Origin of the sequence: Achromobacter sp. HNDS-1, from assembly GCF_040084795.1 — a bacterium.
Classification (GTDB): Bacteria; Pseudomonadota; Gammaproteobacteria; order Burkholderiales; family Burkholderiaceae_B; genus Achromobacter; species Achromobacter ruhlandii.
In genome coordinates this window covers 2,024,155-2,050,143 of record NZ_CP157584.1, presented here as the reverse complement: position 1 = coordinate 2,050,143, position 25,989 = coordinate 2,024,155, and the positions used below count along the sequence as shown (strand labels likewise).

Sequence of the window (25,989 nt, the reverse complement as noted above, 5' to 3'; positions counted from 1 at the left end):
GCATGCGCGACCCCGTCAGCATCAGCCCGGCGCTGCGGCAGGCGCCGGTGCTGGCTGGGTCGCTGGCGGACCAGGTCTACCAGCGCATCAAGGACGAGCTGTTCGACTTCCGGCTGCTGCCGGGCGATCGCTTTACTGAGGCGGAGCTGGCGTTGCGGCTGGGGGTGAGCCGCACGCCGGTGCGGCTGGGACTGGCGCGGCTGGAGCGCGAGGGCTTCGTGCTGCCCAGTCCGCGCAGCGGCTGGCAGGTGCGGCCGTTCGATTTCGAGCGCTTCGAGGCGCTGTACGACGTGCGCGTGGTGCTGGAGCTGGCGGCGGTCGAGCGGTTGTGCGCGCGCGAGCACATGGACGATAGCGGCCTGCTGGGGGCGTTGACGGATGTGTGGCTGGTGCCGCCGGCACAGCGGATCCTGGATGGGCGGATGGTGGCGGAGCTGGACGAGGCCTTTCACTGCTCACTGGTGGCGGCTGCCGGGAATGCGGAGATGGCGCTGATCCACCGGGAGGTGACGGAGAAGATCCGGATCGTGCGGCGGCTGGATTTCACCAAGGAGTTCCGGGTGGATGCGACGTATGAGGAGCATGGGGCGATTTTGCGGGCGGTGCTGGCTCGGCGGGGGGAGGCGGCGGGGAGGATGTTGCGGGGGCATATTGAGATGAGCAAGGCTGAGGTGAGGAAGATTACGCTGCATATGTTGCATGTGGCTCGGGAGGGTTCTTAAGGCGCGGCGGGGGGAGGGTGCCGGGCGGGCGCGGGGCTACGATTGCGGTCCGGAGCGTTCGCTCCGGACTACCCCTTCGTCATCCTCGTCCTCGCCTTCGGCGACTCCTTCGGATTCCCTCGGGCGCATCTACACGCCCCGCACCCGCCCGGCACCCTCCCCCCGCCGCTCGTGCATCTCCATGCGGCGGATGGCGGGGAGAATGGCTTGCTTGGTGTTCTGCTCAGCGTTGTTTGGGGGGCGGAGGAGTTTGCGGGGCCCGCCAAAAACGGCTGCGCGGGCAGCCGTTTTTGGCATACATCGGGTGGGGCGTCGGGGGTGTGGTCGCTGCGCGAAGTGGCGGCGATGGGGGGCGCGCTTTGCGGCGCGCTTGTGGGAGGGCAACTGATTCTCGAACGAGGGTGTCTGAGCAGGGGCTTTGTTGAAGCCCGCGGGCAGATTGGCACTCGCCGGGCGCGCCCGCGCCCGGGTCAGCCTTGCAGTTGTTTGTAGACTTCTTCGGAGACGCGCTGCAGTTCGTCGCGGCTGACGGCGCCGGAGAGGGCGTAGCCGAATTGGCCTTCGACCCAGTAGAAGACGCGGACGGGGCCTTCCTGGGTGAATTGGAAGGCGGTCTGGCCGCCGGCGGCTTCGCGGGTGACGTAGAGGGTCAGGCGTTGGCCGTCGGGGGCGCCGTACATGAAGAGGGCGACGGGGCCGCTGCCGCCGGGCAGCAGGCGGCCGCCGACGAGGTCGTAGCCGGCGTGGGTCAGGGAGGGGGCGCGCACGGGGGCGCCGAGGCGCTTGGTGAGCCAGGTGACCAGGGCCTTTTCGTTGTCGCCGCTGACTTCGACGGGGCGGCCCATGTCGGGGGCGTAGACGGCGTGGGCGATGGCGGCGCGCTGGGCGTAGCCGCCGGCGGCGCGGTCGGGCGTGGCGGTGGCCAATACGGTTTGCAGGTGGCGGGCGTCCAGGGCGCCGCGCGCCAGCCAGGCGGTGCTGGCGCTGATGGCGGCGATGGCGATGCCGGCGGCCACGGCGCGCCACGGCAGGCGGCGCGCGGGGGGCGAGAGCGGCAGGCGCAGGGGCAGGGGTTCGTCCAGCACCGGGTCCAGCAGGGCGTGCAGGGCGTGGCGCTGGGCTTGCCAGGCCTGGACGCGGGCTAGGTCCTGCGGGTGGGCGGCGAGGAAGGCGTCGACCTCGGCGTGGCGGCCGGGCGGCAACTGGCCGTCGGCGTAGGCGTGCAGGTCGGCTTCGGTGATCGGGTTGCCGGCGGTCGGGACGGCGTGGAGGCGTTTGTCGTTCATGTCATTTCACGCGATGGAGCCGGCTGGCGGGTTCCTGGCCTTGCATCAGGGCGCCCAGCCGTTCGCGGGCGCGCGACAGGCGCGACATGACCGTGCCCGGCGGCACGCCCAGCACCTGCGCGGTTTCCTGGTACGACAGGTCTTCCACGCACACCAGCAGCAATACTTCGCGCTGCTCGGCCGGCAGGCCTTGCAGGCAGCGGTCCAGGTCGCGCACCTCCAGGTGGTCGGTCTGCGTGGCGCGCACCGGCAGGTCGGGCAGGTCGCCCGCGCGGGCCTCCTCGGCCTGCCGGTGGCTGGCGCGCACGCCGTCGATGAAATGGTTATGCATGATGCCGAACATCCACGCCCTCAGTTCGCCGCGGCGCTGCCAGCGCGAGTAGCGGCTCCAGGCGCGTTCGAGCGTGTCCTGCACCAGGTCATCGGCCCGGTGCGGGTCGCCCGTCAGCCCGCGCGCGTAGCGCCGCAGGCTGGGGATGCAGGCCAGGATCGCGGCTTCGTCGTCGGCGCGCATGGTCGGGCGTGGATGGGCGGCGAAAGCGCGGTCAGGGTTTGGCGGCGTGCCAGACGTCCTTGAAGTTGTCGCCGGTCTTGTCGCCCGGCTTGGCGTCCTTGGCGTACAGGTAGACCGGCTTGCCCTTGTAGGCCCACTGCTTGGAGCCGTCGTCGCGGGTGATGATGCTCAGGTCGCCCGAGGCCTTGGCGTCGGCGGCGGCGGTGACCGGGGGCCAGATCTTGGCGCACTGGTCGTTGCAGGCGCTCTTGCCGCCGGCGTCCTTGTCGAAGGTGTAGAGGGTCATGCCGGCGCTGTTGACCAGGACGCCGTCCTGGGCCTTGACGGCCTGGGCGTGGGCGCCGGCCGAGAACAGGGCGGCGGAGGAGAGAACCAGGGCTGCGGCGATTTGAGTACGCATGTCGTGCCTCGTAGATGGGAAAGTGGGGGGACTGCCCTCTACAGACGCCGGACGGAACCGGAATATTCCGCCACCGGACAAAAAAATGGGGAGGGCCGGGGATGACGATCCAACCGAGCCTCGCGCGGGCCCTTCGCGGCGGCCGCTGTCAGGCGTGGCCGCCGGCGGGCGGGGCGGGTTCGTAGCGCATTTCTATTTCCAGGGCGGTTTCCTCCACGGGAATGAAGCCCAGCGACTCGTAGAGCCGGCGGGCGGGGTTGCCCTTCAGGACGGACAGGGTGACCGGGGCGCCTTCGTCGTCCGCCTGCCGCAGCAGGCCCGCCAGCAGGCGCCGGCCCAGCCCCTGGCCCTGGAAGGCCGGGTCGATCTGGATCTGCACGACGCGCCAGCCGGCCGGATCGCGGAAGGTCTTGAACAGGCCGGCCGGGCGGCCGTGCAGCCAGACGATCTGGGCGTCGTCGAAGTGGTAGCGGATGCGCGCCAGGTGATGCGCGTCGTCCTGCGGCGCGCCGGCGCGCGCCAGGTGTTCGGTCATGGTCGCCTTGCGCAGCGACAGCAGGAATGGCAGGTCGTCTTCGGTGGCGGCTTGCAGCGCCAGGGAATGGGGGCTCATGGTGCGGCTTCAGGGTTGCTTGGAGGGGCCACGCTTGGCGCTTTTGCCGGCCTGGTGGATAAGGTTATAGAGCTGTTGCGCCGCCGGCGCCAGGGGGCGGCCCCGGCGCGAGATCAGGCCCAGGCTGCGGGTGACGCGGGGATGTTCGAGCTTGACGCCCGCCAGGGTGGCGTGGCCGGCCGGGGGCATCGCCAACTGCGGCACCGCCGCCACGCCCAGGCCCGCCTCAACCAGCCCCAGCAGCGTCATGACGTGGCTGACCTCGAAGGCGCTGACGGTGCGCTTGCCGCTCTTGGCCAGCGCGTCGTCGATCAGCAGGCGGTTGCCGCTTTCCTTGGCCACGGTCATGAAGCGTTCCTGCGACAGTTCTTCCCACGACACGCTGCGGCGCGCGGCCAGCGGATGGTCCCGCCGCACCGCCAGCACGAAGTCCTCGCGCAGCACCGCCTTGAAATCCACGTCGGGCTCCTGGGTGCCGAAAAAACTGATGCCGAAGTCGGCGCGACCGGTCACCACGCTGTTGAGCACGGTGTGGGCGGTCTCGTCGATGATGCGGACCCGTATCCGAGGAAAGCGCTGGGCGTAGTCATGGATGATGGCGGGCAGGAAGTAGTAGGCCACCGACGGCACGCAGGCCACGGTCACCAGCCCGCCGCGCTGCGCCGCCAGGTCGCCGATGCTGAGCACCGCGCGTTCCAGTTCGTCGATGGCGCCGCGCGCCCGTTCCAGGAAGATGCGGCCGACGTGCGTCAGCGCCACGCGGCGCGTGGTGCGTTCCAGCAGGCGCGCGCCCAGCAGGTCCTCCAGCTTGTCGATGCGGCGGCTGAGCGCGGGCTGCGACAGGTTCAGGTCTTCGGCGGCGGCGCGAAAACTGGCGCGCTCGGCCACGGCCACGAAAGCCTGCAATTCCTGTAAATCGAAATTGATGCGTGCCATGCATTAATCCATCCGTAAGTTGCAATTCAAATAATAGCCGCGTCGTCGCAGAATGCACGGCATGGAAACGATCATCCCTTGCGTACTGATGCGTGGCGGCACCTCCCGCGGCCCCTTTTTTCTTGGCGACTGGCTGCCGGCCGATCCCGCCGACCGCGACCGGCTGCTGTTGCAGGCCATGGGTTCGCCCCACGCGCTGCAGGTCGACGGCCTGGGCGGCGGCAATTCGCTGACCAGCAAGGTCGCGATCGTGTCGCGCTCGACCCGGCCCGACTGCGATATCGACTATCTGTTCGCACAGGTCTCGGTGGACCGCGCCAGCGTCGACACCCGTCCCAACTGCGGCAACATGCTGTCGGGCGCCGCGCCCTTCGCCATCGACGAGGGCCTGATCGCCGCGGCCGACGGCGAAACCTCGGTGCGGGTGCACAACGTCAACACGGGCGCCGTGATCGAGGCCGTGGTGCAGACGCCGGGCGGCCGCCTGACCTATGAAGGCGAGGCGCGCATCGACGGCGTGCCGGGCGCCGCCGCGCCCGTGCGCCTGAATTTCCTCGACGCCTGGGGGGCGGTCACCGGCCGCCTGTTCCCGACGGGACAGCGTCAGGAGAAGGTGGACGGCGTGGCCGCCACGCTGATCGACGCCGCCATGCCGATGGTGTTGCTGCGCGCCGCCGACTTCGGCCTGCGTGGCGACGAATCGCCCGCCGAGCTGGACGCCAACACCGCGCTGCTGACGCGCCTGGAACGCATTCGCCGCGAAGCCGGCGCCCGCATGGGCCTGGGCGACGTGTCGGACAGCGTCATCCCCAAGCCGGTGCTGCTGGCGCCGGGCAGCGATGCCGCCGCCCTGTCGCTGCGCTCGCGCTACTTCACGCCGCATGCCTGCCATCGCGCCCACGCCGCCACCGGCGCGGTGGGCGTGGCGGCCGCCTTCCTCATGCCTGGCACGGTGGCGCATGATTGCGGCGGCCCGGCGCCACGGCCGGGCTACCGCGGCGTGCGCATCGAACACCCGTCGGGAGGCATGGACATCGACGTGAAGCTGGATGACGCCAGCGGCGAGGTACAGGCCGCCGGCCTGGTGCGCACCGCGCGCAAGATCATGAAGGGCCTGCTGTACGTGCCGGGGCGCTACGGCGCGGCTCGGCAGGAGCAGGACGCCCGCGCCCGGCTGGCCTCGCGCCAGCCGGTGGCGGCATAAAAAAGACTCGAGACGCAGCGGTCCGCAGAGACCGCCAACAGAACCATCAGGAGACATGACATGGTTTTCCCCACTCGCGGCACGCTGGGTGCCGCCGCGCTCTGCCTGGCCCTGGCCAGCCCGGCCGTTCACGCCGAATTCCCCGAACGCGCCATCACCATGGTGGTGCCCACCGCCGCCGGCGGCGGCAATGACACCCTGGCCCGCGTGATCGGGCAGAAGATGGGCGAACTGCTGGGCCAGACCGTCATCGTGGTCAACAAGCCCGGCGCGCAGGGCGCCATCGCCGCCGATTACGTGGCGCGCCAGCCGGCCGACGGCTACACCCTGATGCTGGGCTACATCGGCACGCACGGCATCAACCCCGCGCTGCAGAAGCTCAACTACGACCCGGTGCGCGACTTCACCGCCATCGGCATGGTGGCCGACTCGCCCACGCTCATGGTGGTGTCCAGCAGCATCGGCGTGCAGGACGTGCCGGGCTTGCTCAAGTATGGCCAGGCCCACCCCGACGGCCTGAGCTACGCCTCGGCCGGCCCGGGCACGGCGCCGGCGGTGGCGGGCGAGCTGTTCAACCGCGCCACCGGCGCGGCCATGCTGGAGATTCCCTACAAGGGCTCGGCCCCCGCCATGACGGACACGTTGGCCGGCGTTACCCAGGTGATGTTTCCCAGCCTGTTCAGCGCCTATCCGCACCTGAAGTCGGGCAAGATCCGCGCGCTGGGCGTGGCCGGCACGCGCCGCGCCAAGGTGCTGCCCGACATGCCGACGCTAGCCGAGCTTGGCGTGCCGGGCGTGGACGTGGCGCAGTGGTACGCCGTGTTCGCGCCCGCCAACGCCGATCCGCAGGTGGTCGCCAAGTTGAACACCGCGCTCAATGGCGCGCTCAACGATCCGGCCGTGGCCGCCAAGATCGACGACCAGGGCGCCGAGGTGCGCATCAGCACACCGGCCGAGCTGGCGGCGTTCGTGCGCGAAGAAGCCGTCAAGTGGAAGAAGCTGGCGTCGACGATTCACGCGGCGCTGTAAATAGCGCCAAGGGCGCGGCGTCGAAGTGGCGCAGGTTCGGAAACACCAGCCGCAGGTCGTCCGGGCTGGCGCCGAACCAGCCGCCCAGCGCCGCGCCCAGCTGCTCCACCGCCAGCGTCGGCAGCAGCCGGCCGTTGTCCACGAACCCGGGTCCGTCCGGCGCGATTTCCGGATGGGTGCCGTGGTAGCGTCCGCCGTTGACGGCGCCGCCCAGCACGAAATGATGCGCGCCCCAGCCGTGGTCCGAGCCGTTGCCGTTCGATCCCAGCGTCCGGCCGAATTCCGAAGCGGTGAAGGTGGTGACCTGGCGCGCCACGCCCAGGCCCGCCAGCGCCGTCTGGAAGGCGGCCAGCGCCTGGCCCAGCTCCTTGAGCAAGGCGGGGTGGGTATCGTTCAGGCCGGTGTGGTTGTCGTAGCCGTTTTGCGACACGAAGAACACCTGGCGCCGCGCCCCGAGGGTCTGGCGCGCCGCGATGATGCGGGCCACGATCTTCAACTGCTGCGCCAGCGGCGAGGCGAAATCGCCCGGCACGGCCACGCCAGACAATGCCGTCCGCAGCCGCGTGTCGGCGTCGATCGACTGCGCCGCGATGCGCGACATTTCCCGTTCCATCAGGTGCTCGCGCGGTTGCGTGATCAGCTGGCGCAACAGCGCGGTGCAGGCGCTGGAGCCATACATGTCGCGCGTCAGCAGTTCGATGCGGGTCGAGCCGTTCACGCCGACCCGGTAACCCGCGACGTGGCGGCCCGCCAGCAGCACGGTGCTGCCGCCGGCGGTGATGCCGGTGAAGCTGCGCTGCGCGTTGATGTCGGCGTACAGGTCCGTCAGCCGCCCGGCCCAGCCGGAGGAAGCGCCTTCCGGCGCCAGCGCCTGCCAGTACGACTGCTGGTCATTGTGCGAGAACAGCTTGGGCGGTAGCGGCACGCGCGCGCCGATATAGTCCGCCTTGCTGGTGGGCACCACCAGCGGGCCGACGTTCAGCACCGCCGCCATCTCGCCGCGCTCGAACAGCGGCGCCAGCGGCGCCAGCGATGGGGCCAGCGCGAACTGCGCGCCGCCGGTGGCGGGCGTTGCGCCGCGCAGCGCCGTGGCCTGCAGCGCCTCGCGCGGCAAGGCGATGTCGGTGCGCGCCGCGGCGTAGGCGCGATAAGCGCCCGGGTCGAACGGCACCAACGTGTTGAACGGATCGTTGCCGCCGTACAGGAACACGCACACCAGCGCCTTGTAGTCGCCGGGCGGCGCGGATTGCGCCGCCGCCGCGCCCAGCGCCACCAGGTTCAGTGCCAGCGGCGCCGCCGCGTGCGTGGCGCCCAGGGCGCAGGCGCGCAGCAGGAAATCGCGGCGATCGGCTTTCATTTCTGCACCAGGTATTCGGGGCTGGCCGCCACCAGCGTGATGGCGGCGCGCACGCGGTCGCGCGGCCGTTCGCGCGGCAAGGTGTCGACCGCCTGCGCGATGGCCTGCGCCGTGGCCTCGCTGAAGGCGTCGCCCGCCAGCAGCAGCACGATGCGCGCCACCAGCGCGTCGGCGTCGGCGGCCAGCGCGATCTCGGCGGTGTACGGCGTCTGCAGGTCTTCCCAGCCGCGATCGACGTAGATGGCCACGAAGTTCAGGTAGCCGGCGATGCTGGTTTCATCGGTGATCTGCAGTTCCGGCGCCACCAGGCCGCGCCGCGCCAGTTCGGTGACGGGCGGCGTATAGCGCGGCCGGAAGAAGTTGAACACGCTGGCCGAGCGCATCGGGCTCTGCGCCAGCCGGATGGTGTTGTCGGTGGTGTCGGGCATGGCCCAGGCGCCGTTGGTGGAGGTGGCGCCGAACGCCCGCGCCCAGCCGGAAAAGCGCAGGATGGGCTCGCGCACCTTGCCCCAGTCGGGCGACGAAAGATCGGGATGGCGGGCCTCGTCGTCCAGCAGGATGGCGCGCACCACCGCCTTGAGGTTGCCGCGCGCGCCGTGGCCGTCGTCGTCGAACACGGCCGCCACGCGCCCGACATAGGCCGGACTCGGATTGCTGGTGACCAGCCGCTGGATCAGCTGCGTGCCGATGAACGGCCCTACGTTGGGATGCGCGCTGATCACTTCCATCGCGCGCTTGAGCGACAGATGGCCGTCGGTGCCGGGCGGAATCACCGCGCCCAGGAAGCGCTTTTCCGCTAGCGAATGCAGCGCCGGATTGAGCGCCATCGGCCGGCGGTGGAACTGCACGTCGGTCTCCGGCCCGTCCAGGTCCCAGCCGGTGAAGACCTTGGCCAGGCCTTGCACGTCGGCATTGTCGTAGGTCTCCACGGGGGCGCCGTTCACCAGCCGCGGCGTGCCGTCGCGGTTCAGTTCGATCAGGCCGATGCTGAACAGCTGCATCACCTCGCGCGCATAGTTCTCGTCGGGATGGCGGCCGGTGCGCGGATCTTCCTTGCGGTTGCCGCGATAGGTCAGCATGCAGCCCATCGACAGGTTGCGGGTGACGGCGGTGAGCAGGTCCCGGTAGTTGCCCAAGGCATGCTCGGCCAGCAGGTCCATGAAGCCGGCGGCGCCGAACAGCGGCCAGTTGGCGGTGATCGACGCCACCCCGACCACGAAGATCTCCGACAGCGCGAACGCCACCCGGGTGCGCACTTGATCTTCCGCGCTGATGAACTTGCGCCACAGCGTCGATTCCAGCGGCGCGTTGATGCCGTTGCCCTTGTAGGCCTCGGTGTCCTTGCCTTGCTGCAGCAGCCAGTCGAAATGGCTTTGCGAGGGCGCCAGCGCCAGCTGCGCGTCGAGCCATCCGGCGTAGCCGTCGCGCACCACCGCGTCGATCAGCGCCGGCGTCGGGCCGAAGGTGGCCTGCGCCAAAAAGCGCGAGGCCTGGCCGGGCGTGGGCGGGCGGGTTTCAGCGGAAGCGGGCGGCGCCGCTCCGGACGGCGACGCGGACATGCAGGCAGCCCCGGGGTCGAATGCGAAAGCCTACGGTAGCGAAGCGCCAGGGGGGCTTCAAGACCGCCATTCGGACGAGAGACTAATACTTTTGCACGAGGCGCGCGCGAGCGGCGCGCCGGCCCGCGCGGGGGCCGGTCAGGCCACGCGGATTACACCGAACGGGTGATGCCGCCGTCGATGCGGATGTTCTGCCCGGTGATGTACGAGGAAGCGTCGGAGGCCAGGAAGGCGATCAGGTCGGCCACTTCCTCGGCGGTGCCGTAGCGGCCCATCGGGATGCGCGCGCGCCGGTCTTCCTTTTCCGGCAGGCTGTCGATGAAGCCGGGCAGCACATTGTTCATGCGCACGTTGTGTTCGGCGTATTCGTCCGCGAACACCTTGGTGAATGCGGCCAGGCCGGCGCGGAACACGCCGGACGTGGGGAACAGCGCCTCCGGCTCGAAGGTGGCGTAGGTCGAGATGTTGACGATGGCGCCGGTTTTCTGCTGCTTCATGACCGGCGCCACCAGGCGCGCGATGCGCACCACGTTGAGCAGGTAGAACTCCATGCCCAGGTGCCAGTCGTCGTCGCTGATTTCCAGCAGCGGGCCCTTGGGACCGTGGCCGGCGCTGTTGACCACGGCGTCGACGCGGCCCCACTTCTGCAGGGTCGCGTCCACCAGCCGCGCCAGGTCCTCGGGCGAGCGGTTCGAACCGGTCACGCCCAGGCCGCCCAGTTCGGCGGCCAGCGCCTCGCCCTTGCCGGACGAGGACAGGATCGCCACGCGGTAGCCGTCGGCCGCCAGTTTGCGCGCCGCCGCCGCGCCCATGCCGCTGCCGCCGGCGGTGATGATTGCCACTTTATCCGTGCTCATGCGTCGTTCCCCAGGGTGTCGGAAAACGGCCATTGTAGGGGCGGGCGCGGCGGCCCCGCGAAGATCCCGCGAGGCCGGCAGGGGCGATCAGTCGACCAGCTTGAGCACGCCCTTCATCAGCGCGAAGTGGCCGGGGAACGAGCAGAAGTAGGCGTAGTCCTGGCCGGCGGCCAGCTTGCTGACGTCGAAGGTGACCGAATCGGTCTCGCCGCCGCCGATCACCTTGGTGTGGGCGATGACGCGGGCGTCGTCCTTCTTGACGTAGTTGTTGTCCAGGCCGGCGGCCATGCCGTCGTTGACGGCGCCCTGCATGTCGGCCTGCTTGGTCAGCACCCAGTTGTGGCCCATGACGTTCTTGGCCAGCGTGCCCGGGTGCTTGAGGTTCACGGTGAACTGCTTGCAGCTCTTGCTGACCGTGATTTCCTTCTTGTCGAACTGCATCTGATCGGTGCCGGCGATATCGACCGAGCATTCGGCCGCCAGCACGGGGGCCGAGGCCAGGGCCAGGATGGTCGCGGCGCAGAGATTCTTCAACAGCATGTTCATGCCTCCAGGGATCGAGGGAAGTGGAGCCGCGCGCTTCGCGGGACGCGAGCCGCGCGGCCGTTGCGCTATTCTCGCCCCAGTCTACTCCTCGTGGCGCGGGCGGGCCCGCAAGGGGTTTGACGCAACGCAAGCGGGCGTTACCGAATTGCGTGGCATGGACTCGCTTGCGCCGTTTTTCCGCGTTTTCCCACGATGCCGCGGTTCAGCGGGCGGCGTCCGCGGCGCTGACGCGCCAGATCGCATTGCCGACATCATCGGCCACCAGCAGCGCGCCCTGGCGGTCCAGCGCCACGCCCACGGGCCGGCCGCGCGCCTGGCCCGCGTCGTCCAGGAATCCCGTCAGCACGTCTTGCGCCTGGCCGTCCGCGCGCGTGCCGGTGAACGGCACGAAGATGACTTTGTAGCCGCTGCGCGGGTCGCGGTTCCACGAGCCGTGCTGGCCCACGAACATGCCGTGGATGAACGGCGCCGGCAACCTGGCGCCGCCGGACCAGGCCAGCCCCAGCGAGGCGGTGTGCGGCCCCAGCGCGTAGTCGGGCACGATCGCCTGCGCCACCAGGTCGGGGCGCGGCGGCTTGACCCGGGTGTCGACGTGCTGGCCGAAGTAGCTGTACGGCCAGCCATAGAAGCCGCCGTCGCGCACCGAGGTCATGTAGTCGGGCACCAGGTCGCTGCCCAGTTCGTCGCGTTCGTTCACGGCAGTCCACAGCGTGGTGCCGTCCGGCCCCCAGGCCATGCCCACCGGATTGCGCAGGCCGCTGGCGTAGAGCCGTTTGGCGCCGCTGGCGACGTCGATTTCCCAGATGGCGGCGCGGCCCTCCTCTTCCGCCATGCCGTTCTCCGCCACGTTGCTATTCGAGCCAACCGTCGCATAGAGCTTGGCGCCGTCGGCGCTGGCGATCAGGTTCTTGGTCCAGTGATGGTTGCGGCCCGAGGGCAGGTCGGTCACCTTGACGCCGGGCGCGTCGATGCGGGTCTGGCCGGTCTGGTACGGAAACCGCAGCACCGCATCGGCATTGGCGATATACAGCTGGTCGCCGACGAGCGCCATGCCGAAGGGCGAATTCAGGCCTTCAAGGAATACGCTGCGCGTCTGCGCCGCGCCATCGGGCGTCAGGCCGCGCAGCAGGGTGATGCGGTTGGCGCTGGGCGTGCGCGCGCCGGCGCGCTTCATGACGATGCCGGCGGCCCAGTCCTTGATGCCGCCGGAGGCTTCTGGCGGCTTGGGCGGCGCATTGGTCTCGGCCACCAGCACGTCGCCGTTGGGCAGCACGTACAGCCAGCGCGGGTGGTCCAGGCCGCGCGCGTAGGCGGTGACCGCCAGGCCGCTGGCCGGGGTCGGCAGGCCGGTCTCGCTCCAGCCTACCGCCTTGGCCGTGTTGACGGTGGGAATGAGGGTGGTATTGGGCGCGGGCAGTTCGGGCCGCGGCCCCATGCCGGCCTCGACCGGCAGGCGCGCGACTTCGCCGCAGGCGGCCACCAGGCTGGCGACCGCGACGAGCGCCGGCAACAGATATCGAATTCGCATGGCGCGGCTCCCGGCGCGGATTGGCAGGCTTCCATCATACGACGGCGCGGCGCGGACTTTCGCGCCGCGCCGTCCGCGCATCCGTCCCGGAGCAGGCGCCGGCGCCGTGGTGGCGGGTCAGCGCATGTCGAACGCTTCCTGGTGCCAGCGGACGTCGCCGCGTCCCAGCCGGCGCAGGCCCTTGCGCAGCGCGGTCGCCAGCCCGGCGGGCCCGCAGTACCAGACATTGGCGACACGGCCGGCGGCCACTTCGCCCTGCGCCAGCGCGGCGGCATCCAGTCGCTGGCCGGCGGCGGCGCTGTGCACCTGGAGCGTGACGTTGTCCAGCGCGGCGCAGCGTTGCCGCAGCACCTCAACGAACGGGTCGGCCTGGCCATCGCGCACGCAGTAGTGCAGCCAGACGGGCGGCATGCGGCCAGGCTCCTCGCGGGCCGCCTCCAGCCAAGCCAGGAAGGGCGTGACGCCGATGCCGCCCGCCACCCACACCTGCGGGCCGGCGGCGGGGCGCGCGAAGCGGCCGTAAGGGCCTTCCACCGTGACGGGCGCGCCTTCGCGCAACGTCGCGGCCAGCCGGCTGGTGTAATCGCCCAGCGCCTTGATCTCGAACGTCACGTCGCGGCGCCCGGGGTGCGGCGCGCTGGCGATGGTGAACGGATGCGCGCCCTCGCGCCGGTCGAAGGTGACGAAGGCGAACTGGCCGGCGGCGTGGCCGGGCCAGCGCGCATCGAGTTCACAGGTGACTTCGAGAATGCCCCCCGGGCGTTGCGCCAGCGCCGTCACGCGGCCGGCGGCGCGCCGGCCCTGGCCGATGCGGCCGGCCAGCGACAGCACGGCGGCCCAGGCGCCGCCGGCCATCAACGGCAGCAGCAGCACGCCGGTCGGCCCGGTCCAGTAATAGGCCGGCGCCAACGCCAGGGTATGGAACACCAGTATCAGGTAGGCCAGCGGCATGGCGCGGTGGATGATGCGCCAGGCATGGTACGGAAAGCGGCGCCACAGCGTGATGACCAGCATGGCCAGCAGCGCGTAGATCGTCCATTCGCCCAGGTCCTTGGCCAATCCGCGCGAATCCGCCAGCATGGCCAGCACCGCGTCGCGCGCCGGCCGGCCCTCGGCGCCGACCAGCGCCTTCAGCGGCGTGCTGGCCAGCTTGACCAGCCAATGCGCGGCGCCGGCGCCGATGGCCAGGATGCCGGCCCATTTGTGCAGCCGGTAGACTTTGTCCATGCCGCCCAGCGGCCCCTCCAGCCAGGCTGGACGCAAGGCCAGCAGCATGATCAGCGACATCAGGCCGATGGACCAGACACCTGTCAGGTACAGCGCCTGCTGGCGCAGCACCCAGGGCCAGGCGGCCGAGGCCGCCGGTTGCAGCAGGAGGGCGTCGACGGCCCAGGCGCCGGTCAGCGCGAGCAGGAACAGTCCCAGGGCGGTACGGGTTTTCATGGCATTTGCCTCAGTCCTTGATGCGGCTGCGCAGCACCGCGCCGGTCTGCGCATCGACGCGCAGCTTCACGCGCTGGCCTTGCGGGTTGTCGGCCTTGACGTCGTAGCCGCGGTGATGCTCCAGTTCGATCTCGGTGATGTTGCGATAGCCGGCGGCGGTCAGCACGTCGTAGATCTGGCGCACGGTCAGGATCTGCGCGGCGGGCGCGGCCTGGGCGGTCGCGGCGGGCGCCGGCGCGGCCGGGGCAGGTTGCGGCGCGGTCTGCGCCAGCGCGGCGGCGCCGGTGAGGGTGGCGGCGCCGATGGCCAGGGCGGTCAGGGTTTTGCGGATCGGGTTCATGCGGTTTTCTCCTGAGGGTCGAAGTGGGGCCGTGGATCGGCCATGACGTCATTATTCGGGGGGGCGCATGAACCCGTTCTGAAGCCGTCATTCACCCGCCGTTCATGTTCGACACGCTATAAATGAGACGCTTGCATTCCCCTGTTTTTCCCCCGCGCGCCGGGTTACCCTGGACGCGACCGCCCGACGGAATCCCCATGACCGCACGCCTTCGTATCGGAATCTGGCTGACCGGCCTTGCGCTGGCCCTGGCGCTGGCCGTCGGGCCCGGCGCCGGCCGCGCCGACGAAAGCGACCACGAACAGGCGCGCCAGGCCTTGCAGGCCGGCAAGGTGCTGCCGTTGCGGTCCGTGCTCGATATCGTCGAACGCGACTATCCCGGCCAGGTGGTCAAGGTGGAATTCGAAGAGGATGACGGCCTCTTCCTGTACGAGATCCGCCTGCTGCAGCCCGGCGGCAATCTGGTCAAGCTGAAGATCGATGCGCGCGACGGCGCCGTGCTGGGCATGAAGGGGCGCGACATCCAATTCCGGAACCGACACTGATGCGCATACTTGTCGTCGAAGACGAACCGACCCTGGCGTCGCAACTGGCCGAGGCGCTGCGCCACGGCGGCTACACCGTCGACACGGCGGCCGACGGCGGCTCCGCCCACTACATGGGCGAGGTCGAGACCTACGACGTGGTGGTGCTGGACCTGGGGCTGCCGGTGATGGACGGCCTGACGGTGCTCAAGCAGTGGCGCGCGGCCGGGCGCGGCATGCCGGTGCTGATCCTGACGGCGCGTTCCAACTGGCACGAAAAGGTCGCCGGCATCGACGCCGGCGCCGACGACTACCTGACCAAGCCTTTCCACATGGAAGAACTGCTGGCGCGCGTGCGGGCGCTGTTGCGCCGCCACAGCCACCACGCCAGCGCGCAATGGCGCTGCGGCCCGCTGATGCTCGACACGCGGCTGGCCCGCGCCACGGTCGATGGCCTGCCGCTGAACCTCACCAGCCATGAATTCAAGGTGCTGGCGGTGCTGATGCAGCGCGCCGGCGAGGTGGTCTCGCGCGGCGAACTGATCGAACACATCTACGCGCAGGATCACGATCGCGATTCCAACACCATCGACGTGTTCATCGGCCGCCTGCGCAAGAAGCTGCCGGCCGACACCATCGAGACCGTGCGCGGGCTCGGCTACCGGCTCGCCTGTCCCTCATGACGTCGCCGCGCGCGCCGGGGTCGCTGCGCTGGCGCATGCTGGCCGGCACGCTCGCCTGGATCGCGGCGATCGTCGTGCTGGCCGGATGGGGGCTGGGCAACCTGTTCCGCCAGCACATCACCGAACAACTGCGGACCGAACTGGCGCTGCACATGAACCAGCTGACGGCGGCGGTCAGCGTGGCGCCGGACGGCCGCCCGACGGTGGCCTCGCCGCTGAGCGACCCGCGCCTGGAGCAGCCGCTGTCGGGCCTGTATTGGCAGATCGACCGCCTCGATGACAGCGGCCGCGTGGTGGCCGCCGGCGTGGCGCGCTCGCGCTCGCTGTGGGACCAGGTGTTGACGCTGCCCGCGGTAGACGACGCCGACGGTCTTTACGACATCGCCGGGCCCGAGAATCACCGCCTGAGCGCGCTGACGCGCCTGCTCAAGCCCGAGGACAGCGACGCCGGTTCGCTGCGCCTGGTGGTGGCCGCCGACCGCGCGGTGCTGGCCGAACCGATCGAACGCTTCGACCACATGCTGCTGTGGTCGCTCGGCGCGCTCGCGGCCGGAATGGTGGTGGCGGCGGTGGTGCAGGTGGCGGTGGGGCTGCGGCCGCTGGGACGGCTGCGGCGCCAGCTCGCCGCGCAGCAGGGCCGCAACAGCGTGCGGATCGAGGGCCGTTTTCCCAGCGAGATCCAGCCGCTGGTCGACGATTTCAACCGCGTCCTGGCGGTCAACGCCGATATCGTGCAACGGGCGCGCACCCAGGCCGGCAACCTGGCGCACGCGGTCAAGACGCCGCTGACCATCCTGGGCAACGCGGCGGCGCGCGAAGAGGGCGCGTTCGCCCGGCTGGTGCGGGAACAGGTCGCCATGGCGCAGCGCCAGATCGACCACCATCTGGCGCGCGCGCGGGCCGCGGCCGCTTCCGGCACGGCGGGCGGACGCACGCCGCTGCGGGCGCCGCTGCAGGCGCTGTTGCGCGTCATGCAGCGCCTGTACGCGGCGCGCGGGCTGGCGCTGGAGATGGACGAATTCTCCGACCGGCTTGAGTTCCGTGGCGAGGAGCAGGACCTGCAGGAGATGGTTGGCAACCTGCTCGACAACGCCTGTAAATGGGCCGCGCGGCGCGTGCGGATCGGCGCCCAGGCAGACGCGCCCGACCGCCTGCGCATCGTGATCGACGACGACGGCCCGGGCATTTCCGAGGACGAGCGCGAACGCATCTTCGAGCGCGGCGTGCGCATGGACGAGCAGCGCCCGGGTTCGGGCCTGGGGCTGGATATCGTGCGCGATCTGGCTGGCACCTACGGCGGCGAGGTCAGCGCCGGACAATCGCCGCTGGGCGGGTTGCGCGTGACGCTGATCCTGCCGGCGCTGCCGACCGGCGCCTAGCTGAACCGCCGGCGCCGGGCCGGGCGGCCGGCGCAGCTGGCCGGCCGGCATTGTCGCCTGTGGCCCGACGCCTGTCGCCGTCGTTGGCGCTCAGCGCACCAGCGTCACCGGCACCTCGGCCAGTTGCACCACCTGGTTGGCGACCGAGCCGATCAGCATGCCGGCCAGCGCGCCATGGCCGCGCGTGCCCATGACGATGCGCGTGCAGCGGTGTTCCTGCGCATACGCGTGGATCTCGACGGCCGGCCGGCCGAATTCGACGTGGCTGGTGTAGTCGGTGCCGGTGACATCGAGCAGCTTGCGCGCCTCATCGGCGGCTTCCTGGCCCTCGCGCACGTAGTATTCGTCGATCATTTCCTGCGTGACCAGCCGCGACAGGCCGGCGCGGCCCTGCGGCGGCGTCTGGATGTTGAGCAGGTGGATGCGCGCGTCGGCCGCGCCCTGGGCCAGCTGGCGCGCGTGCAGCACGGCGCGGTTGGCATTGTCGGAACCGTCGACCGGGACGAGGATGTTCAGCATGGCGGCTCCTTTACTTGACCAGGGTGACGGGCAATTCCGTCAGGTGCAGGACCTTGGTGGCGACCGAGCCCATGAACAGCGCGGCCACCGAGCCCAGGCCGCGCGTGCCCATGTAGATCTCGTCGGCGTCGATCTCGGCGGCGACGCGGGCGATGGTCTCGGCCGCCGCGCCGATCTCGATGCGCTCGCCGAACGCCACGCCGGCCTCGGCCAGCAGCGCGCTGGCGTCGCGCAGCGCCGCTTCGCCTTCCTCCTGGTGGTAGGCGTCGATATCGGCTTGCGACAGGCCGCGGCCCATCTTGCCGGCCTGTAGTGGAACCTGCACGGTCAGCAGCTCCACGCGTTCGACGGGGTCATAGGCGCGCGCATCGAGCATAGCGCGCACGGCGTGGACGGCATGCCGCGAGCCGTCCACCGGGATCAGAATGCGTTTCATCGACGTCTCCTTGTTGTCCGCGAGCCCGCGGCGGCCACTTTATGGCGGCGCCGCGACAACTCCACTTTACGCAATTATTCCGCCGCGCGGGCGGCGGCGGGATGCGCGCAATCAAAGGAAACGCGAACGCGCCGTCAGCACCAGCCCGGGGGCACCCGCGCCGCGGTCGCCGGCTGGCCGAGCAATTGCGTGGCCAGGCGGCCCAGCGCGGCGGCCTCGCCCGTGGTCGCCAGTTCCAGCGCGCCGGGGCCGGCGGCCGCCAGCAGTCCGCGTTCCTGCAACTGGTGCCGCAGGCGCCGCGCCACCGGCCCGCCGGTCTCCAGCAAGGGCACCGCGGGGCCCGCCGCGGCCTGGATCGCGTCATGCAGGAACGGGAAATGGGTGCAGCCCAGCACCAGCGCATCGGCGCCCTGGGCCAGCAGTTCGCGCACCGGCGCGGCCACGACCCGGGCGGCGGCTTCGCCCTGGATCTCGCCGCGTTCCACCTGCAGCACCCATTCGGGGCAGGGGCGGAACAGGATGCGGATCTCGGGCGCCTCGCGCTGCACCAGGGCGGCGAATTTGGGACTGGCCAGCGTGCCGGTGGTGGCGAAGACACCCACCACGCCGCTGCGCGTCAGGTGCGCGGCCGGCTTGATGGCCGGCTCCACGCCGATGATGACCAGGTCCGGATGGCGGGCGCGCAACGTGGCGATGGCGGCGGCGGTGGCGGTGTTGCAGGCCACCACCATCGCCTTGGCCTGGCGCGACACCAGGTAGTCGGCGATGGCCAGGGCCCTTTGCTGGACGTATTCCTGCGTCTTCTCGCCGTAGGGCACGTGGGCGGAATCCGCCACGTACAGCAGGTGCTCGCGCGGCAGGGCCTCGCGGATGGCGCGCAGCACGCTCAATCCGCCGACGCCGGAGTCGTATACGCCGATGGGAGGGGGGGCGGGCATGTGGATGCGGCTGGGACTGGGGGGAGGCCAGTGTAGCGCTATCGCGGCGGGACCTCGGCTTCGCGGTGCGCCCGCACTTCCTCGATCAGGCGGCGGATGGCGCCGGTCAGCGGCGCGTCGCGCCAGATCAGCGTGAGCGGGGCGCGCATTTCGGCCGGACCGCTGACGTTGACGTACACCACGCCCTCGATGTTGACCCGGCGCAGCGAGGCCGGCACCAGCGACACGCCCAGCCCGGCCGCCACCAGGCTCAGGGTCGACAGCATGCGCGGCGCCTCCTGCGCCACGCGCGGGCTGAAGCCGGCGGCGCGGCAGGCCGAGATGATGGCGTCGTACAGCCCCGGGCCGCTGTGGCGGCGGTAGAGGATCAGCGATTCCTCGGCCAGCTCCGACAGCGCGATGCGCTTGCGCGCGCGTCCCTTGACCATGGGATGGTCGGCCGGAAAGGCGGCCAGCATGCTTTCCTCCAGCACCGTCTCGACCGCCACGCCCCGGTCGACGCCGTGGGCGCCGCGGATGAAGGCGACATCGACGCGGCCGTCGCGCACGTCCTCCATCAGTTCGCCGGTGCTGCTTTCCTCCAGCACCAGCCGCACCTGCGGCGCGCTTTCGCGAAACCGCCGGATCACGGACGGCACGAAGGGGTGGAACGCGGCCGAGCCGGTGAAGCCGACGGTCAGCCGGCCCGCCTCGCCCAGGGATACGCGCCGCACGCCATCGACCGCCTGGTCGACCAGCGCCAGGATGCTGCGCGCGTCGGCCAGCAGGGCGCGGCCGCTTTCGGTCAGCTCCATGCCGCGCGGCAGGCGGTGGAACAGCGTGACGCCCAGTTCCTGTTCCAGCGCGCGGATCTGCTGGCTGAGTGGGGGCTGGCGGATGCCCAGCCGGGCGGCGGCCTTGGTCAGGTGGGATTCCTCGGCCACTGCCAGGAAATAGCGCAACAGCCGCAGGTCGACGGAAGCCATATGTAATGGATATGAATGTTTAACAGGTCATATATTAGACATTATCCAGGCCCGGGAGTAGGCTGCGAGCTATCTCTTCACACCCGGCGCTGGCGCCGGCGCCTGGCGGCCACCGCGCCCACACGACAATGAACGCAGCAGCACCTGATTCCCCCGACGCCGCCACGCGGCCGCCGCCCACCTGCGGGCAACTGTTCCACGGATTCCTCATGCTCGGCCTGACCGCCTTCGGCGGCGCGCTGCCATTGGCGCGCCGCATGGTGGTCGAAAAGCACCGCTGGCTGTCCGGCGCCGAATTCACCGACCTGCTGGGCCTGTGCCAGTTCCTGCCGGGCGGCAACATCATCAACCTGTCGGTGGCGCTGGGCATGAAGTTTCGCGGCCCGCGCGGCGCCTTCGCGGCGCTGATGGGCCTGATCCTCGCGCCCTCGGCCATCGTGGTGCTGCTGGGCATGGTCTACGACCGCTTCCAGAACGACCCGCACATCCAGCACCTGTTCGCCGGCCTGGCCGCCGCCGCGGCGGGCTTGCTGATCTCGATGGCGGTCAAGATCGGCCTGCCGGTGCTCAAGCGCCGCGACTGGCTGGCCGGCGTGGTGGCCACCGCCTGTTTCATCGCCATCGCGGTGCTGCGCATTCCGCTGCTGCCGACCATGGCGGTGCTGACACCGTTGAGCATCCTGCTGGTCTGGAGGCAACGTCGATGATGCAGACCCTGATCGCCCTGGCCATCATCTTTTCGCAACTGTCGGTGCTGGCCTTTGGCGGCGGCAACACCATCCTGCCGGAAATGCAGCGCCAGGTCGTGGAAGTGCACGGCTGGATGACGGCCGCCGACTTCTCCGCGCTGTTCGCGTTGGGCCAGGCGGCGCCCGGCCCCAACCTGATGGTCGTGACGCTGGTGGGCTGGCACGTGGCGGGCTGGGCCGGCATGCTGGTCACCACCCTGGCCAAGTTCGGACCCTCGTCCCTTATCACCATTCTCGCGCTCGGCTTGTGGGAACGTTTCAAGGACCGCCCCTGGCGCGGCGTGATCCAGGCCGGCATCTTCCCCATGACGGTCGGGCTGGTGGCCGCCAGCGCCGCGCTCATCACCGAGGCCTCGGCCCATACCTGGCTGCTCGGCGCGATCACCGCCGTGGCCGCGCTGCTGGGCAGCTTTACCCGCATCCATCCGCTGTGGCTGCTGTTCGGCGGGGCGCTGGTCGGATTGCTCGCTATGGGTTAGCGTTTAGGCTCCTGCCACACTGGGAGTCCGCCATGTCGCCGCCGGCCAAGGATCCGCAGATCGAATCGCCCTCGACCGAGGTCGAGCCGCTGCCCTTCTTCCATGCGCACCGGCGGCTGGTGCTGTGCGGCCTGCTGTTTGCCGCCCTGGCGGGCGCGCTGTGGCGGGTCGGCCTGACGCCCAGCCGCGCGGGGCTGCTGGCTTTCGACGTGGCGGCGCTGGTGTTCCTGCTGCTGACCGCCGCCGCCTTCGGCAAGGCCACCCCGGCCATGATGCGGGTGCGGGCGCAGCAGGTCGACGTCGGCCGCGGCGCGGTGCTCTGGAGCAGCGTGGCGCTGTCGTGTCTGGTGATGGCGGCGTTGTGGACCGAAATGCGCGCGGCCGGCGGCGCCGAGGGCGTGGCCGATCTGGTGGCGGCCGCCATCAGCATCGTGCTGTCGTGGCTCTACATGAACATGATCTTCGCGCTGCATTACGCGCATGGCTACTACAGTCATCGCAATGCCATGCACAAGGGCCTGAACTTCCCGGGCAAGGAAGATCCCGACTACTGGGACTTCGCCTATTTCGCCCTGGTGCTGGGCATGACCTTCCAGGTTTCCGACGTGCAGATCGTCAGCCGGCGGATGCGGCGCACGGCGCTGGTGCACAGCGTCATCGCGTTTTTCTTCAACGTCTTCATCATCGCCATCAGCGTCAACGTCGCGGCGGGGCGGGCATGAAAAAGCCCGGCCGGGGGGCCGGGCTTCTGCATGTCCCGAACGACGGGCGGCGCGCGCTCAGGCCGCCGCCAGCCGCCACAGCGACGTGACTTCCTTCGAGCGCGCCGCGTACAAGGGATCGTCGGGATCCTTGGCGCGGCCGTGCGTGGGCCGGGTGTCGATGCGCTCCACCACGCGCAGGCCGGCCTGCTCGATCATCTCCAGCAATTGCTCGCGGGTGCGCAGGCCCAGGTGTTCGGCCAGGTCCGACAGGATCAGCCAGCCCTCGCCGTTGGGCGTCAGGTGCGCCGTCAGCCCGTTGAGGAAGCCGCGCAGCATGCGGCTGTCGGGGTCGTAGACCGCGTGCTCGACCGGCGAGCTGGGGCGGGCCGGCAGCCACGGCGGGTTGCACACGGCCAGCGAGACCCGGCCTTCGGGGAACAGGTCGGCCTGGACCACCTCGACCTGTTTGGCCAGGCCCAGCCGCTCCAGGTTTTCACGGGCGCAGGCCAGCGCCCGCGGGTCCATGTCGGTGGCGATGACGCGCTTGCCGCCGCGGCGCGCCAGCACCGCCGCCAGCACGCCGGTGCCGGTGCCGATATCGAAGGCCACGCTGCCGCGCGGCATCGGGGTGCGCGCCACCAGGTCGATGTACTCGCCCCGCAGCGGCGAAAACACGCCGTAGTGCGGGTGGATGCGGTTGTCCAGCGCGGGAATCTCCACGCCCTTTTTGCGCCATTCGAAGGCGCCGATCAGGCCCAGCAGTTCGCGCAGCGACGCCACGTAGGGTTCGTCGGCGGGGCCGTGGGCTGCCTCGCAGGCCTGCCGCGCGTCCGGCGCGCGGCGCAGCGAAATGCCGTGGCCGGCGTCGAACGGAATCAGCAGCATGCCGAGGATGCGGGCGCGCTGCGACTGGATCTGGCGATGCTGGTTGAAGGCCTCCAGCATGGTTTCGACCGGCTTGCGCGGGCGTTTGTCCACGCGGCGCGTGATCGCCTGCAACAACTGGCGCGCATTCTGGAAGTCGCCGCGCCACAGCAGGCCCACGCCTTCGCACGCCAGGCGATAGGCCATGTCCGCCGTGGTGCGGTCGTCGGCCAGCACCACGCGCTTGGGCGGCGTGGCGCCGGATTCCGAGCGCCAGCGGGCGGTGTGGTGGGTCTGGTCCGGGGCTTCGCCCTCGGTCCAATGCAGTTCAGGCAGGGTCAACGGGACGCTCCGGACAAGGCGGGCTTCAGGGGCAGGACGGTCATGAAACGGGGAAATCCAGGGGGGAAAAGAAAACAAGGCGCGGGCTGCCAATGTAGCAGCTTCGCGCCTTCGGGGGCGGCGGACGGCGCCTGGCGCCGCCCGTCGGGGCCGTATCAGTGGAACAGCACCACGGCCTTCTGCAGCGTGATCCAGATGCCCCAGGCCAGCGGGACGCCGACGCAGGCCCAGGCGAACAGCACCAGCGCCGCCGGCGTGCGGAAGGTCGAGGCGCCCACGCCGTGGGTCTCGGCCGCCGCCGCGCGCTCATGCGCCAGGGCCTTTTCGCGCGCCAGTTCCTCGTCGCTCATGAAGTACTTGGGGTTCACCGGGCGGATCGCCAGGTTGCACAGGAAGCCCAGCACCAGCATGCCGGCCAGGATGTACATGGTGATGTCATACACCTGCGCCCGCGGCACGCCGATGGACAGCTGGTATTCGCGGATGTAGTTCACCAGCACCGGCCCGAAGATGCCCGCGGCCGACCACGCCGTCAGCAGGCGGCCGTGGATGGCGCCCACCATCTGCGTGCCGAACAGGTCCGCCAGGTAGGCCGGCACGGTGGCGAAGCCGCCGCCATACATCGACAGGATGACGCAGAAGGCCGCCACGAACAGCGCCAGCGCGCCCATGTGCGCGGTCCAGGGAATCGCCGCGTACAGCGCGAAGCCCAGCACGAAGAAGATCAGGTAGGTCATCTTGCGGCCGAGCTTGTCCGACAGGCTGGCCCAGAAGAAGCGGCCGCCGATGTTGAACAGACTCAGCAGCCCGGTGAAGCCCGCGGCGATGGCGGCGATGGCCGCCAGCTGGGTCTTGTCGAGCTGGCCGTAGCCCAGTTCCGGCTTGTTGATCAGGCCGCCGCCGAACACTTCCTGCAGCAGCGGCGAGGCCATGCCCAGGATGCCGATGCCGGCGGTCACGTTCAGGCACAGCACCAGCCACACCAGCCAGAACTGCGGCACGCCCCAGACCCGCTTCACGTGCACGTGGCCCTGGGTGATCATGGCGTTGTTGGCGTGCCTGGCGGGTGCGGTCCAGCCCGCCGGCTTCCAGCCGGTGGGCGGCACGCGGTAGCCGAGCGCGCCCGACATCATGAAGATGAAGTACACCAGCGCCATGGTCAGGAAGGTCTGCCACACGCCCGGCGAGGTCGGCGTGGCGAAGTGGCGCATCAGCAGGTCGGCCAGCGGCGCGCCGATCATGGCGCCGCCGCCAAAGCCCATGATGGCCATGCCGGTCGCCATGCCGCGGCGGTCCGGGAACCACTTGATCAGCGTGCTGACCGGCGAGATGTAGCCCAGCCCCAGGCCGATGCCGCCGATCACGCCCGAGCCGAGCCACAGCATCCACATCTGGTGCAGGTAGACGCCGGCCGCCGAGATCACCAGGCCGCCGCACCAGCACAGCGCCGACACCACGCCCGCCTTGCGCGGACCGGCGCGCTCCAGCCAGCCGCCCCACAGCGCCGCCGAGCAGCCCAGCAGCACGAAGAACAGCGTGTACATCCACCCCATGGTGGAGATGCGCCAGTCGCAACGGGTGGTGAACAGCTCGGCCACCAGGCTCATGTCGGCCGGGCAGGCCAGCGGCTGGGCGCCGCCGACCGCTTTGGACAGCGGCAGCCAGAACACCGAAAAGCCATAGGCCATGCCGATGCACAGGTGGATGGCCAGGGCGGCCGGGGGCACCAGCCAGCGGGAAAAACCCGGTCCGGCGATGGTGCGTTCCTTGTCCAGGAAGCCCGGCTTGGCGCCGGGCAGGTCTAGCGTTGCAGTGCTTTCCATGAGGTCTCCTCGGGGTGCGGCTTTATAGCGGCGTTGGCTGGAGAAATCCAGTCCCGCCGTCTCTTGTTGAACCCTTTGCTGCGGTAAAGCTTGCTGCGCCCGCGCGCCGTCATGGGCACGCGGATCGGTGTGGACGCGTCAATCGGTCAGGGCACGCGCGCCAGCGGTGTCAAGCGTTCGCGGTTCTGCGTCACCGCCTCCAGCACCAGCGGATGCAATTGCTGTTCTCCGGCATCGCCGTCTGGCTGCCGCGCCAGGAAGTCCAGCAGTTCGTTGCGCATGCGGGGCTCCCAGAATTTGTGGATATGGTTGGCCACGCCTTCCACCGCTTCCGGGCGCAGCGGCATGGCTTCGAAGAATTGGCCGATGCGGTTGGCCATGCGGATCAGGTTGCCGATTTCCATGCGTGTCAGGTCTGCGAAGTGATGCGTTCGGGGTGGGAATAGAGGGTCGCGTCGTCGTTGCGCAGAAAGCCCAACAGCGCGATGCCGGCGCTGTCGGCCAGGCGCACGGCCAACGCGGTGGGGGCAGACACCGCCGCCAGGATGCCGACGCCGGCGGCGGCGGTCTTCTGCACCATCTCGAAGCTGGCGCGGCTGGACACCAGCACCACGCCGCGCGCGGCGGGCAGGGCCTGGCGCGCCAGCGCGCCGACCAGTTTGTCGAGCGCGTTGTGGCGGCCCACGTCCTCGCGCACCAGCGCCACGGCGCCGCTGGCGTCGGCCCAGCCGGCGGCGTGGGTGGCGCCGGTCAGGTCATGCAGCGCCTGGCGCGCGCGCATGTCGCGCATCGCCCGCAGCACCGCGCCCACCGGCAGCGGCGCGCCGGCCGGCACCGGCGCCACCGGCCGCAGCACCTCGGGCAACGTCTCGACGCCGCACAGCCCGCAGCCGGTGCGCCCGGCCATGGCGCGGCGGCGCGATTTCAGCCGCGCCTCGCAGGCGCTGGATATCTCGATCTGCACCACGACGCCGTCGCATTGCGGCAGCAGGTCGATGCCGCGCACGTCGGTCACGCTGTCGATAATGCCCTCCGACAGCGAAAAACCGACGGCGAAGTCCTCCAGGTCGGCGGGCGTGGCCAGCATGGTGGCGTGGCTGATGCCGTTGAACTCCAGCGCCACCGGCGTTTCCTCGGCCAGGTTGTCGCCTTCGGTGCCGGGCGCGATGGCGCCGGCCCGCACGCGGGTCACCTGGGCCGCCACGCAATCGTGGCGGTCTGCGGAGGAGGAAGGGCGATGGTCCATGAGG

Annotated in this window: 29 protein-coding genes; 9 read left to right on the top strand and 20 right to left on the bottom strand. The window is 70.3% G+C overall.

The genetic code is table 11. The features are described 5' to 3' along the window. Positions 1–2: 2 nt before the first annotated feature. A complete protein-coding gene (locus ABFG95_RS09475; RefSeq protein ID WP_100507403.1) occupies positions 3–722 on the top strand; it encodes a GntR family transcriptional regulator in 720 nt (239 codons plus the stop codon). Positions 723–1,192: 470 nt separating this feature from the next. On the opposite strand, the gene ABFG95_RS09470 is transcribed toward ABFG95_RS09475, so the two are convergent. The 5 genes from ABFG95_RS09470 to ABFG95_RS09450 all read right to left on the bottom strand — a co-directional run bounded on the left by ABFG95_RS09470 (position 1,193) and on the right by ABFG95_RS09450 (position 4,471). Further along, positions 1,193–2,008: an anti-sigma factor gene (locus tag ABFG95_RS09470; protein ID WP_278992829.1), complete on the bottom strand. Its 816-nt coding sequence runs from the start codon at positions 2,006–2,008 to the stop codon at positions 1,193–1,195. A 1-nt stretch (position 2,009) separates the two neighbouring features. Continuing rightward, the gene (locus ABFG95_RS09465; protein WP_063580123.1) at positions 2,010–2,522 is read right to left on the bottom strand and encodes an RNA polymerase sigma factor; all 513 of its coding nucleotides are present in this window, start codon (positions 2,520–2,522) and stop codon (positions 2,010–2,012) included. Positions 2,523–2,553: 31 nt separating this feature from the next. Beyond that, positions 2,554–2,922: a hypothetical protein gene (locus tag ABFG95_RS09460; RefSeq protein ID WP_054447289.1), complete on the bottom strand. Its 369-nt coding sequence runs from the start codon at positions 2,920–2,922 to the stop codon at positions 2,554–2,556. Positions 2,923–3,070: 148 nt separating this feature from the next. Continuing rightward, complete coding sequence (locus ABFG95_RS09455) at positions 3,071–3,535, bottom strand: GNAT family N-acetyltransferase (RefSeq protein ID WP_049075693.1); 465 nt, start codon at positions 3,533–3,535, stop codon at positions 3,071–3,073. Between the two features lie 9 nt (positions 3,536–3,544). Beyond that, complete coding sequence (locus ABFG95_RS09450; RefSeq protein WP_049075692.1) at positions 3,545–4,471, bottom strand: LysR family transcriptional regulator; 927 nt, start codon at positions 4,469–4,471, stop codon at positions 3,545–3,547. Between the two features lie 61 nt (positions 4,472–4,532). On the opposite strand from ABFG95_RS09450, the gene ABFG95_RS09445 reads away from it, so the two are divergent. Further along, entirely contained in the window at positions 4,533–5,675 is a 1,143-nt protein-coding gene (locus ABFG95_RS09445) for a 4-oxalomesaconate tautomerase (protein ID WP_278992828.1), read from the top strand. Positions 5,676–5,735: 60 nt separating this feature from the next. Continuing rightward, complete coding sequence (locus ABFG95_RS09440; protein WP_278992827.1) at positions 5,736–6,704, top strand: tripartite tricarboxylate transporter substrate binding protein; 969 nt, start codon at positions 5,736–5,738, stop codon at positions 6,702–6,704. On the opposite strand, the gene ABFG95_RS09435 is transcribed toward ABFG95_RS09440, so the two are convergent. From ABFG95_RS09435 to ABFG95_RS09405, 7 genes are all read right to left on the bottom strand, one after another. Continuing rightward, positions 6,661–8,061, bottom strand: coding sequence for a DUF1501 domain-containing protein (locus ABFG95_RS09435; RefSeq protein ID WP_278992826.1), 1,401 nt, complete (start codon positions 8,059–8,061; stop codon positions 6,661–6,663). The genes ABFG95_RS09440 and ABFG95_RS09435 overlap by 44 nt on opposite strands. Then, positions 8,058–9,620: a DUF1800 domain-containing protein gene (locus ABFG95_RS09430; protein ID WP_278992825.1), complete on the bottom strand. Its 1,563-nt coding sequence runs from the start codon at positions 9,618–9,620 to the stop codon at positions 8,058–8,060. Before ABFG95_RS09430 ends, ABFG95_RS09435 begins: the two co-directional genes overlap by 4 nt. A 152-nt stretch (positions 9,621–9,772) precedes the next feature. Next, positions 9,773–10,477: an SDR family oxidoreductase gene (locus ABFG95_RS09425; protein ID WP_049075685.1), complete on the bottom strand. Its 705-nt coding sequence runs from the start codon at positions 10,475–10,477 to the stop codon at positions 9,773–9,775. Between the two features lie 87 nt (positions 10,478–10,564). After that, positions 10,565–11,017, bottom strand: coding sequence for an azurin (gene azu / locus ABFG95_RS09420; RefSeq protein ID WP_175204659.1), 453 nt, complete (start codon positions 11,015–11,017; stop codon positions 10,565–10,567). A gap of 208 nt (positions 11,018–11,225) precedes the next feature. Next, positions 11,226–12,551, bottom strand: a complete 1,326-nt coding sequence (locus ABFG95_RS09415; protein ID WP_068953552.1) for a sorbosone dehydrogenase family protein — start codon at positions 12,549–12,551, stop codon at positions 11,226–11,228. 117 nt (positions 12,552–12,668) lie between these two features. Continuing rightward, positions 12,669–13,994: a ferric reductase-like transmembrane domain-containing protein gene (locus ABFG95_RS09410; protein ID WP_049075681.1), complete on the bottom strand. Its 1,326-nt coding sequence runs from the start codon at positions 13,992–13,994 to the stop codon at positions 12,669–12,671. Between the two features lie 10 nt (positions 13,995–14,004). Beyond that, positions 14,005–14,334 (bottom strand): PepSY domain-containing protein, encoded by a 330-nt coding sequence (locus ABFG95_RS09405; RefSeq protein ID WP_278992823.1) that lies wholly within the window; start codon positions 14,332–14,334, stop codon positions 14,005–14,007. Between the two features lie 197 nt (positions 14,335–14,531). Here ABFG95_RS09405 and ABFG95_RS09400 point away from each other — a divergent pair, with 197 nt between their 5' ends. Genes ABFG95_RS09400 through ABFG95_RS09390 form a run of 3 tightly spaced genes read left to right on the top strand, consistent with a single transcriptional unit; the run spans position 14,532 to position 16,920 of the window. Further along, a complete protein-coding gene (locus ABFG95_RS09400) occupies positions 14,532–14,879 on the top strand; it encodes a PepSY domain-containing protein (protein WP_100503429.1) in 348 nt (115 codons plus the stop codon). Further along, positions 14,879–15,541, top strand: coding sequence for a response regulator transcription factor (locus ABFG95_RS09395; protein WP_278992822.1), 663 nt, complete (start codon positions 14,879–14,881; stop codon positions 15,539–15,541). Before ABFG95_RS09400 ends, ABFG95_RS09395 begins: the two co-directional genes overlap by 1 nt. Then, positions 15,538–16,920, top strand: a complete 1,383-nt coding sequence (locus tag ABFG95_RS09390; protein ID WP_054417096.1) for a sensor histidine kinase — start codon at positions 15,538–15,540, stop codon at positions 16,918–16,920. Before ABFG95_RS09395 ends, ABFG95_RS09390 begins: the two co-directional genes overlap by 4 nt. A 90-nt stretch (positions 16,921–17,010) precedes the next feature. Here the strand turns inward: ABFG95_RS09390 and ABFG95_RS09385 are convergent, their stop codons facing one another. From ABFG95_RS09385 to ABFG95_RS09370, 4 genes are all read right to left on the bottom strand, one after another. Further along, positions 17,011–17,439, bottom strand: coding sequence for a universal stress protein (locus ABFG95_RS09385; protein WP_049075675.1), 429 nt, complete (start codon positions 17,437–17,439; stop codon positions 17,011–17,013). Positions 17,440–17,449: 10 nt separating this feature from the next. Next, entirely contained in the window at positions 17,450–17,875 is a 426-nt protein-coding gene (locus ABFG95_RS09380; protein WP_063568619.1) for a universal stress protein, read from the bottom strand. Between the two features lie 134 nt (positions 17,876–18,009). After that, positions 18,010–18,813 carry a glutamate racemase gene (gene murI / locus ABFG95_RS09375; protein ID WP_059272417.1) on the bottom strand — a complete coding sequence of 268 codons (804 nt, stop codon included), beginning with the start codon at positions 18,811–18,813 and terminating at the stop codon, positions 18,010–18,012. Between the two features lie 38 nt (positions 18,814–18,851). Next, positions 18,852–19,778 carry a LysR family transcriptional regulator gene (locus ABFG95_RS09370; RefSeq protein ID WP_059272416.1) on the bottom strand — a complete coding sequence of 309 codons (927 nt, stop codon included), beginning with the start codon at positions 19,776–19,778 and terminating at the stop codon, positions 18,852–18,854. A gap of 128 nt (positions 19,779–19,906) precedes the next feature. Here ABFG95_RS09370 and ABFG95_RS09365 point away from each other — a divergent pair, with 128 nt between their 5' ends. Genes ABFG95_RS09365 through ABFG95_RS09355 form a run of 3 tightly spaced genes read left to right on the top strand, consistent with a single transcriptional unit; the run spans position 19,907 to position 21,728 of the window. Continuing rightward, positions 19,907–20,485 (top strand): chromate transporter, encoded by a 579-nt coding sequence (locus ABFG95_RS09365; RefSeq protein ID WP_054417100.1) that lies wholly within the window; start codon positions 19,907–19,909, stop codon positions 20,483–20,485. After that, positions 20,482–21,006 carry a chromate transporter gene (locus ABFG95_RS09360; protein WP_175147260.1) on the top strand — a complete coding sequence of 175 codons (525 nt, stop codon included), beginning with the start codon at positions 20,482–20,484 and terminating at the stop codon, positions 21,004–21,006. Before ABFG95_RS09365 ends, ABFG95_RS09360 begins: the two co-directional genes overlap by 4 nt. Before the next feature lie 32 nt (positions 21,007–21,038). Then, on the top strand, positions 21,039–21,728 hold the full coding sequence (locus ABFG95_RS09355; RefSeq protein ID WP_278992821.1) for a DUF1345 domain-containing protein: 690 nt from the start codon (positions 21,039–21,041) through the stop codon (positions 21,726–21,728). Between the two features lie 57 nt (positions 21,729–21,785). On the opposite strand, the gene ABFG95_RS09350 is transcribed toward ABFG95_RS09355, so the two are convergent. The 4 genes from ABFG95_RS09350 to fdhD form a co-directional block, all read right to left on the bottom strand. Continuing rightward, positions 21,786–22,916 (bottom strand): class I SAM-dependent methyltransferase, encoded by a 1,131-nt coding sequence (locus ABFG95_RS09350; RefSeq protein ID WP_278992820.1) that lies wholly within the window; start codon positions 22,914–22,916, stop codon positions 21,786–21,788. 155 nt (positions 22,917–23,071) lie between these two features. Continuing rightward, positions 23,072–24,739: an OFA family MFS transporter gene (locus ABFG95_RS09345; protein ID WP_238907932.1), complete on the bottom strand. Its 1,668-nt coding sequence runs from the start codon at positions 24,737–24,739 to the stop codon at positions 23,072–23,074. A gap of 146 nt (positions 24,740–24,885) precedes the next feature. Next, the gene (locus ABFG95_RS09340; protein WP_006390923.1) at positions 24,886–25,143 is read right to left on the bottom strand and encodes a formate dehydrogenase subunit delta; all 258 of its coding nucleotides are present in this window, start codon (positions 25,141–25,143) and stop codon (positions 24,886–24,888) included. Between the two features lie 5 nt (positions 25,144–25,148). Then, positions 25,149–25,985: a formate dehydrogenase accessory sulfurtransferase FdhD gene (gene fdhD, locus ABFG95_RS09335; protein WP_278992819.1), complete on the bottom strand. Its 837-nt coding sequence runs from the start codon at positions 25,983–25,985 to the stop codon at positions 25,149–25,151. Between the last annotated feature and the right edge of the window lie 4 nt (positions 25,986–25,989).

Coding starts and splice junctions, on each gene's coding strand:
- ABFG95_RS09390 (WP_054417096.1), top strand. CDS start 15,538: ATGACGTCGCCGCGCGCGCCGGGGTCGCTGCGCTGGCGCATGCTGGCC.
- ABFG95_RS09470 (WP_278992829.1), bottom strand. CDS start 2,008: ATGAACGACAAACGCCTCCACGCCGTCCCGACCGCCGGCAACCCGATC.
- murI (WP_059272417.1), bottom strand. CDS start 18,813: ATGCCCGCCCCCCCTCCCATCGGCGTATACGACTCCGGCGTCGGCGGA.
- ABFG95_RS09460 (WP_054447289.1), bottom strand. CDS start 2,922: ATGCGTACTCAAATCGCCGCAGCCCTGGTTCTCTCCTCCGCCGCCCTG.
- ABFG95_RS09475 (WP_100507403.1), top strand. CDS start 3: ATGCGCGACCCCGTCAGCATCAGCCCGGCGCTGCGGCAGGCGCCGGTG.
- ABFG95_RS09410 (WP_049075681.1), bottom strand. CDS start 13,994: ATGAAAACCCGTACCGCCCTGGGACTGTTCCTGCTCGCGCTGACCGGC.
- ABFG95_RS09430 (WP_278992825.1), bottom strand. CDS start 9,620: ATGTCCGCGTCGCCGTCCGGAGCGGCGCCGCCCGCTTCCGCTGAAACC.
- ABFG95_RS09450 (WP_049075692.1), bottom strand. CDS start 4,471: ATGGCACGCATCAATTTCGATTTACAGGAATTGCAGGCTTTCGTGGCC.
- ABFG95_RS09415 (WP_068953552.1), bottom strand. CDS start 12,551: ATGCGAATTCGATATCTGTTGCCGGCGCTCGTCGCGGTCGCCAGCCTG.
- ABFG95_RS09455 (WP_049075693.1), bottom strand. CDS start 3,535: ATGAGCCCCCATTCCCTGGCGCTGCAAGCCGCCACCGAAGACGACCTG.
- fdhD (WP_278992819.1), bottom strand. CDS start 25,985: ATGGACCATCGCCCTTCCTCCTCCGCAGACCGCCACGATTGCGTGGCG.
- ABFG95_RS09355 (WP_278992821.1), top strand. CDS start 21,039: ATGTCGCCGCCGGCCAAGGATCCGCAGATCGAATCGCCCTCGACCGAG.
- ABFG95_RS09445 (WP_278992828.1), top strand. CDS start 4,533: ATGGAAACGATCATCCCTTGCGTACTGATGCGTGGCGGCACCTCCCGC.
- ABFG95_RS09465 (WP_063580123.1), bottom strand. CDS start 2,522: ATGCGCGCCGACGACGAAGCCGCGATCCTGGCCTGCATCCCCAGCCTG.
- ABFG95_RS09385 (WP_049075675.1), bottom strand. CDS start 17,439: ATGCTGAACATCCTCGTCCCGGTCGACGGTTCCGACAATGCCAACCGC.
- azu (WP_175204659.1), bottom strand. CDS start 11,017: ATGCTGTTGAAGAATCTCTGCGCCGCGACCATCCTGGCCCTGGCCTCG.
- ABFG95_RS09365 (WP_054417100.1), top strand. CDS start 19,907: ATGAACGCAGCAGCACCTGATTCCCCCGACGCCGCCACGCGGCCGCCG.
- ABFG95_RS09340 (WP_006390923.1), bottom strand. CDS start 25,143: ATGGAAATCGGCAACCTGATCCGCATGGCCAACCGCATCGGCCAATTC.
- ABFG95_RS09400 (WP_100503429.1), top strand. CDS start 14,532: ATGACCGCACGCCTTCGTATCGGAATCTGGCTGACCGGCCTTGCGCTG.
- ABFG95_RS09370 (WP_059272416.1), bottom strand. CDS start 19,778: ATGGCTTCCGTCGACCTGCGGCTGTTGCGCTATTTCCTGGCAGTGGCC.
- ABFG95_RS09380 (WP_063568619.1), bottom strand. CDS start 17,875: ATGAAACGCATTCTGATCCCGGTGGACGGCTCGCGGCATGCCGTCCAC.
- ABFG95_RS09425 (WP_049075685.1), bottom strand. CDS start 10,477: ATGAGCACGGATAAAGTGGCAATCATCACCGCCGGCGGCAGCGGCATG.
- ABFG95_RS09360 (WP_175147260.1), top strand. CDS start 20,482: ATGATGCAGACCCTGATCGCCCTGGCCATCATCTTTTCGCAACTGTCG.
- ABFG95_RS09345 (WP_238907932.1), bottom strand. CDS start 24,739: ATGGAAAGCACTGCAACGCTAGACCTGCCCGGCGCCAAGCCGGGCTTC.
- ABFG95_RS09435 (WP_278992826.1), bottom strand. CDS start 8,061: ATGAAAGCCGATCGCCGCGATTTCCTGCTGCGCGCCTGCGCCCTGGGC.
- ABFG95_RS09395 (WP_278992822.1), top strand. CDS start 14,879: ATGCGCATACTTGTCGTCGAAGACGAACCGACCCTGGCGTCGCAACTG.
- ABFG95_RS09405 (WP_278992823.1), bottom strand. CDS start 14,334: ATGAACCCGATCCGCAAAACCCTGACCGCCCTGGCCATCGGCGCCGCC.
- ABFG95_RS09440 (WP_278992827.1), top strand. CDS start 5,736: ATGGTTTTCCCCACTCGCGGCACGCTGGGTGCCGCCGCGCTCTGCCTG.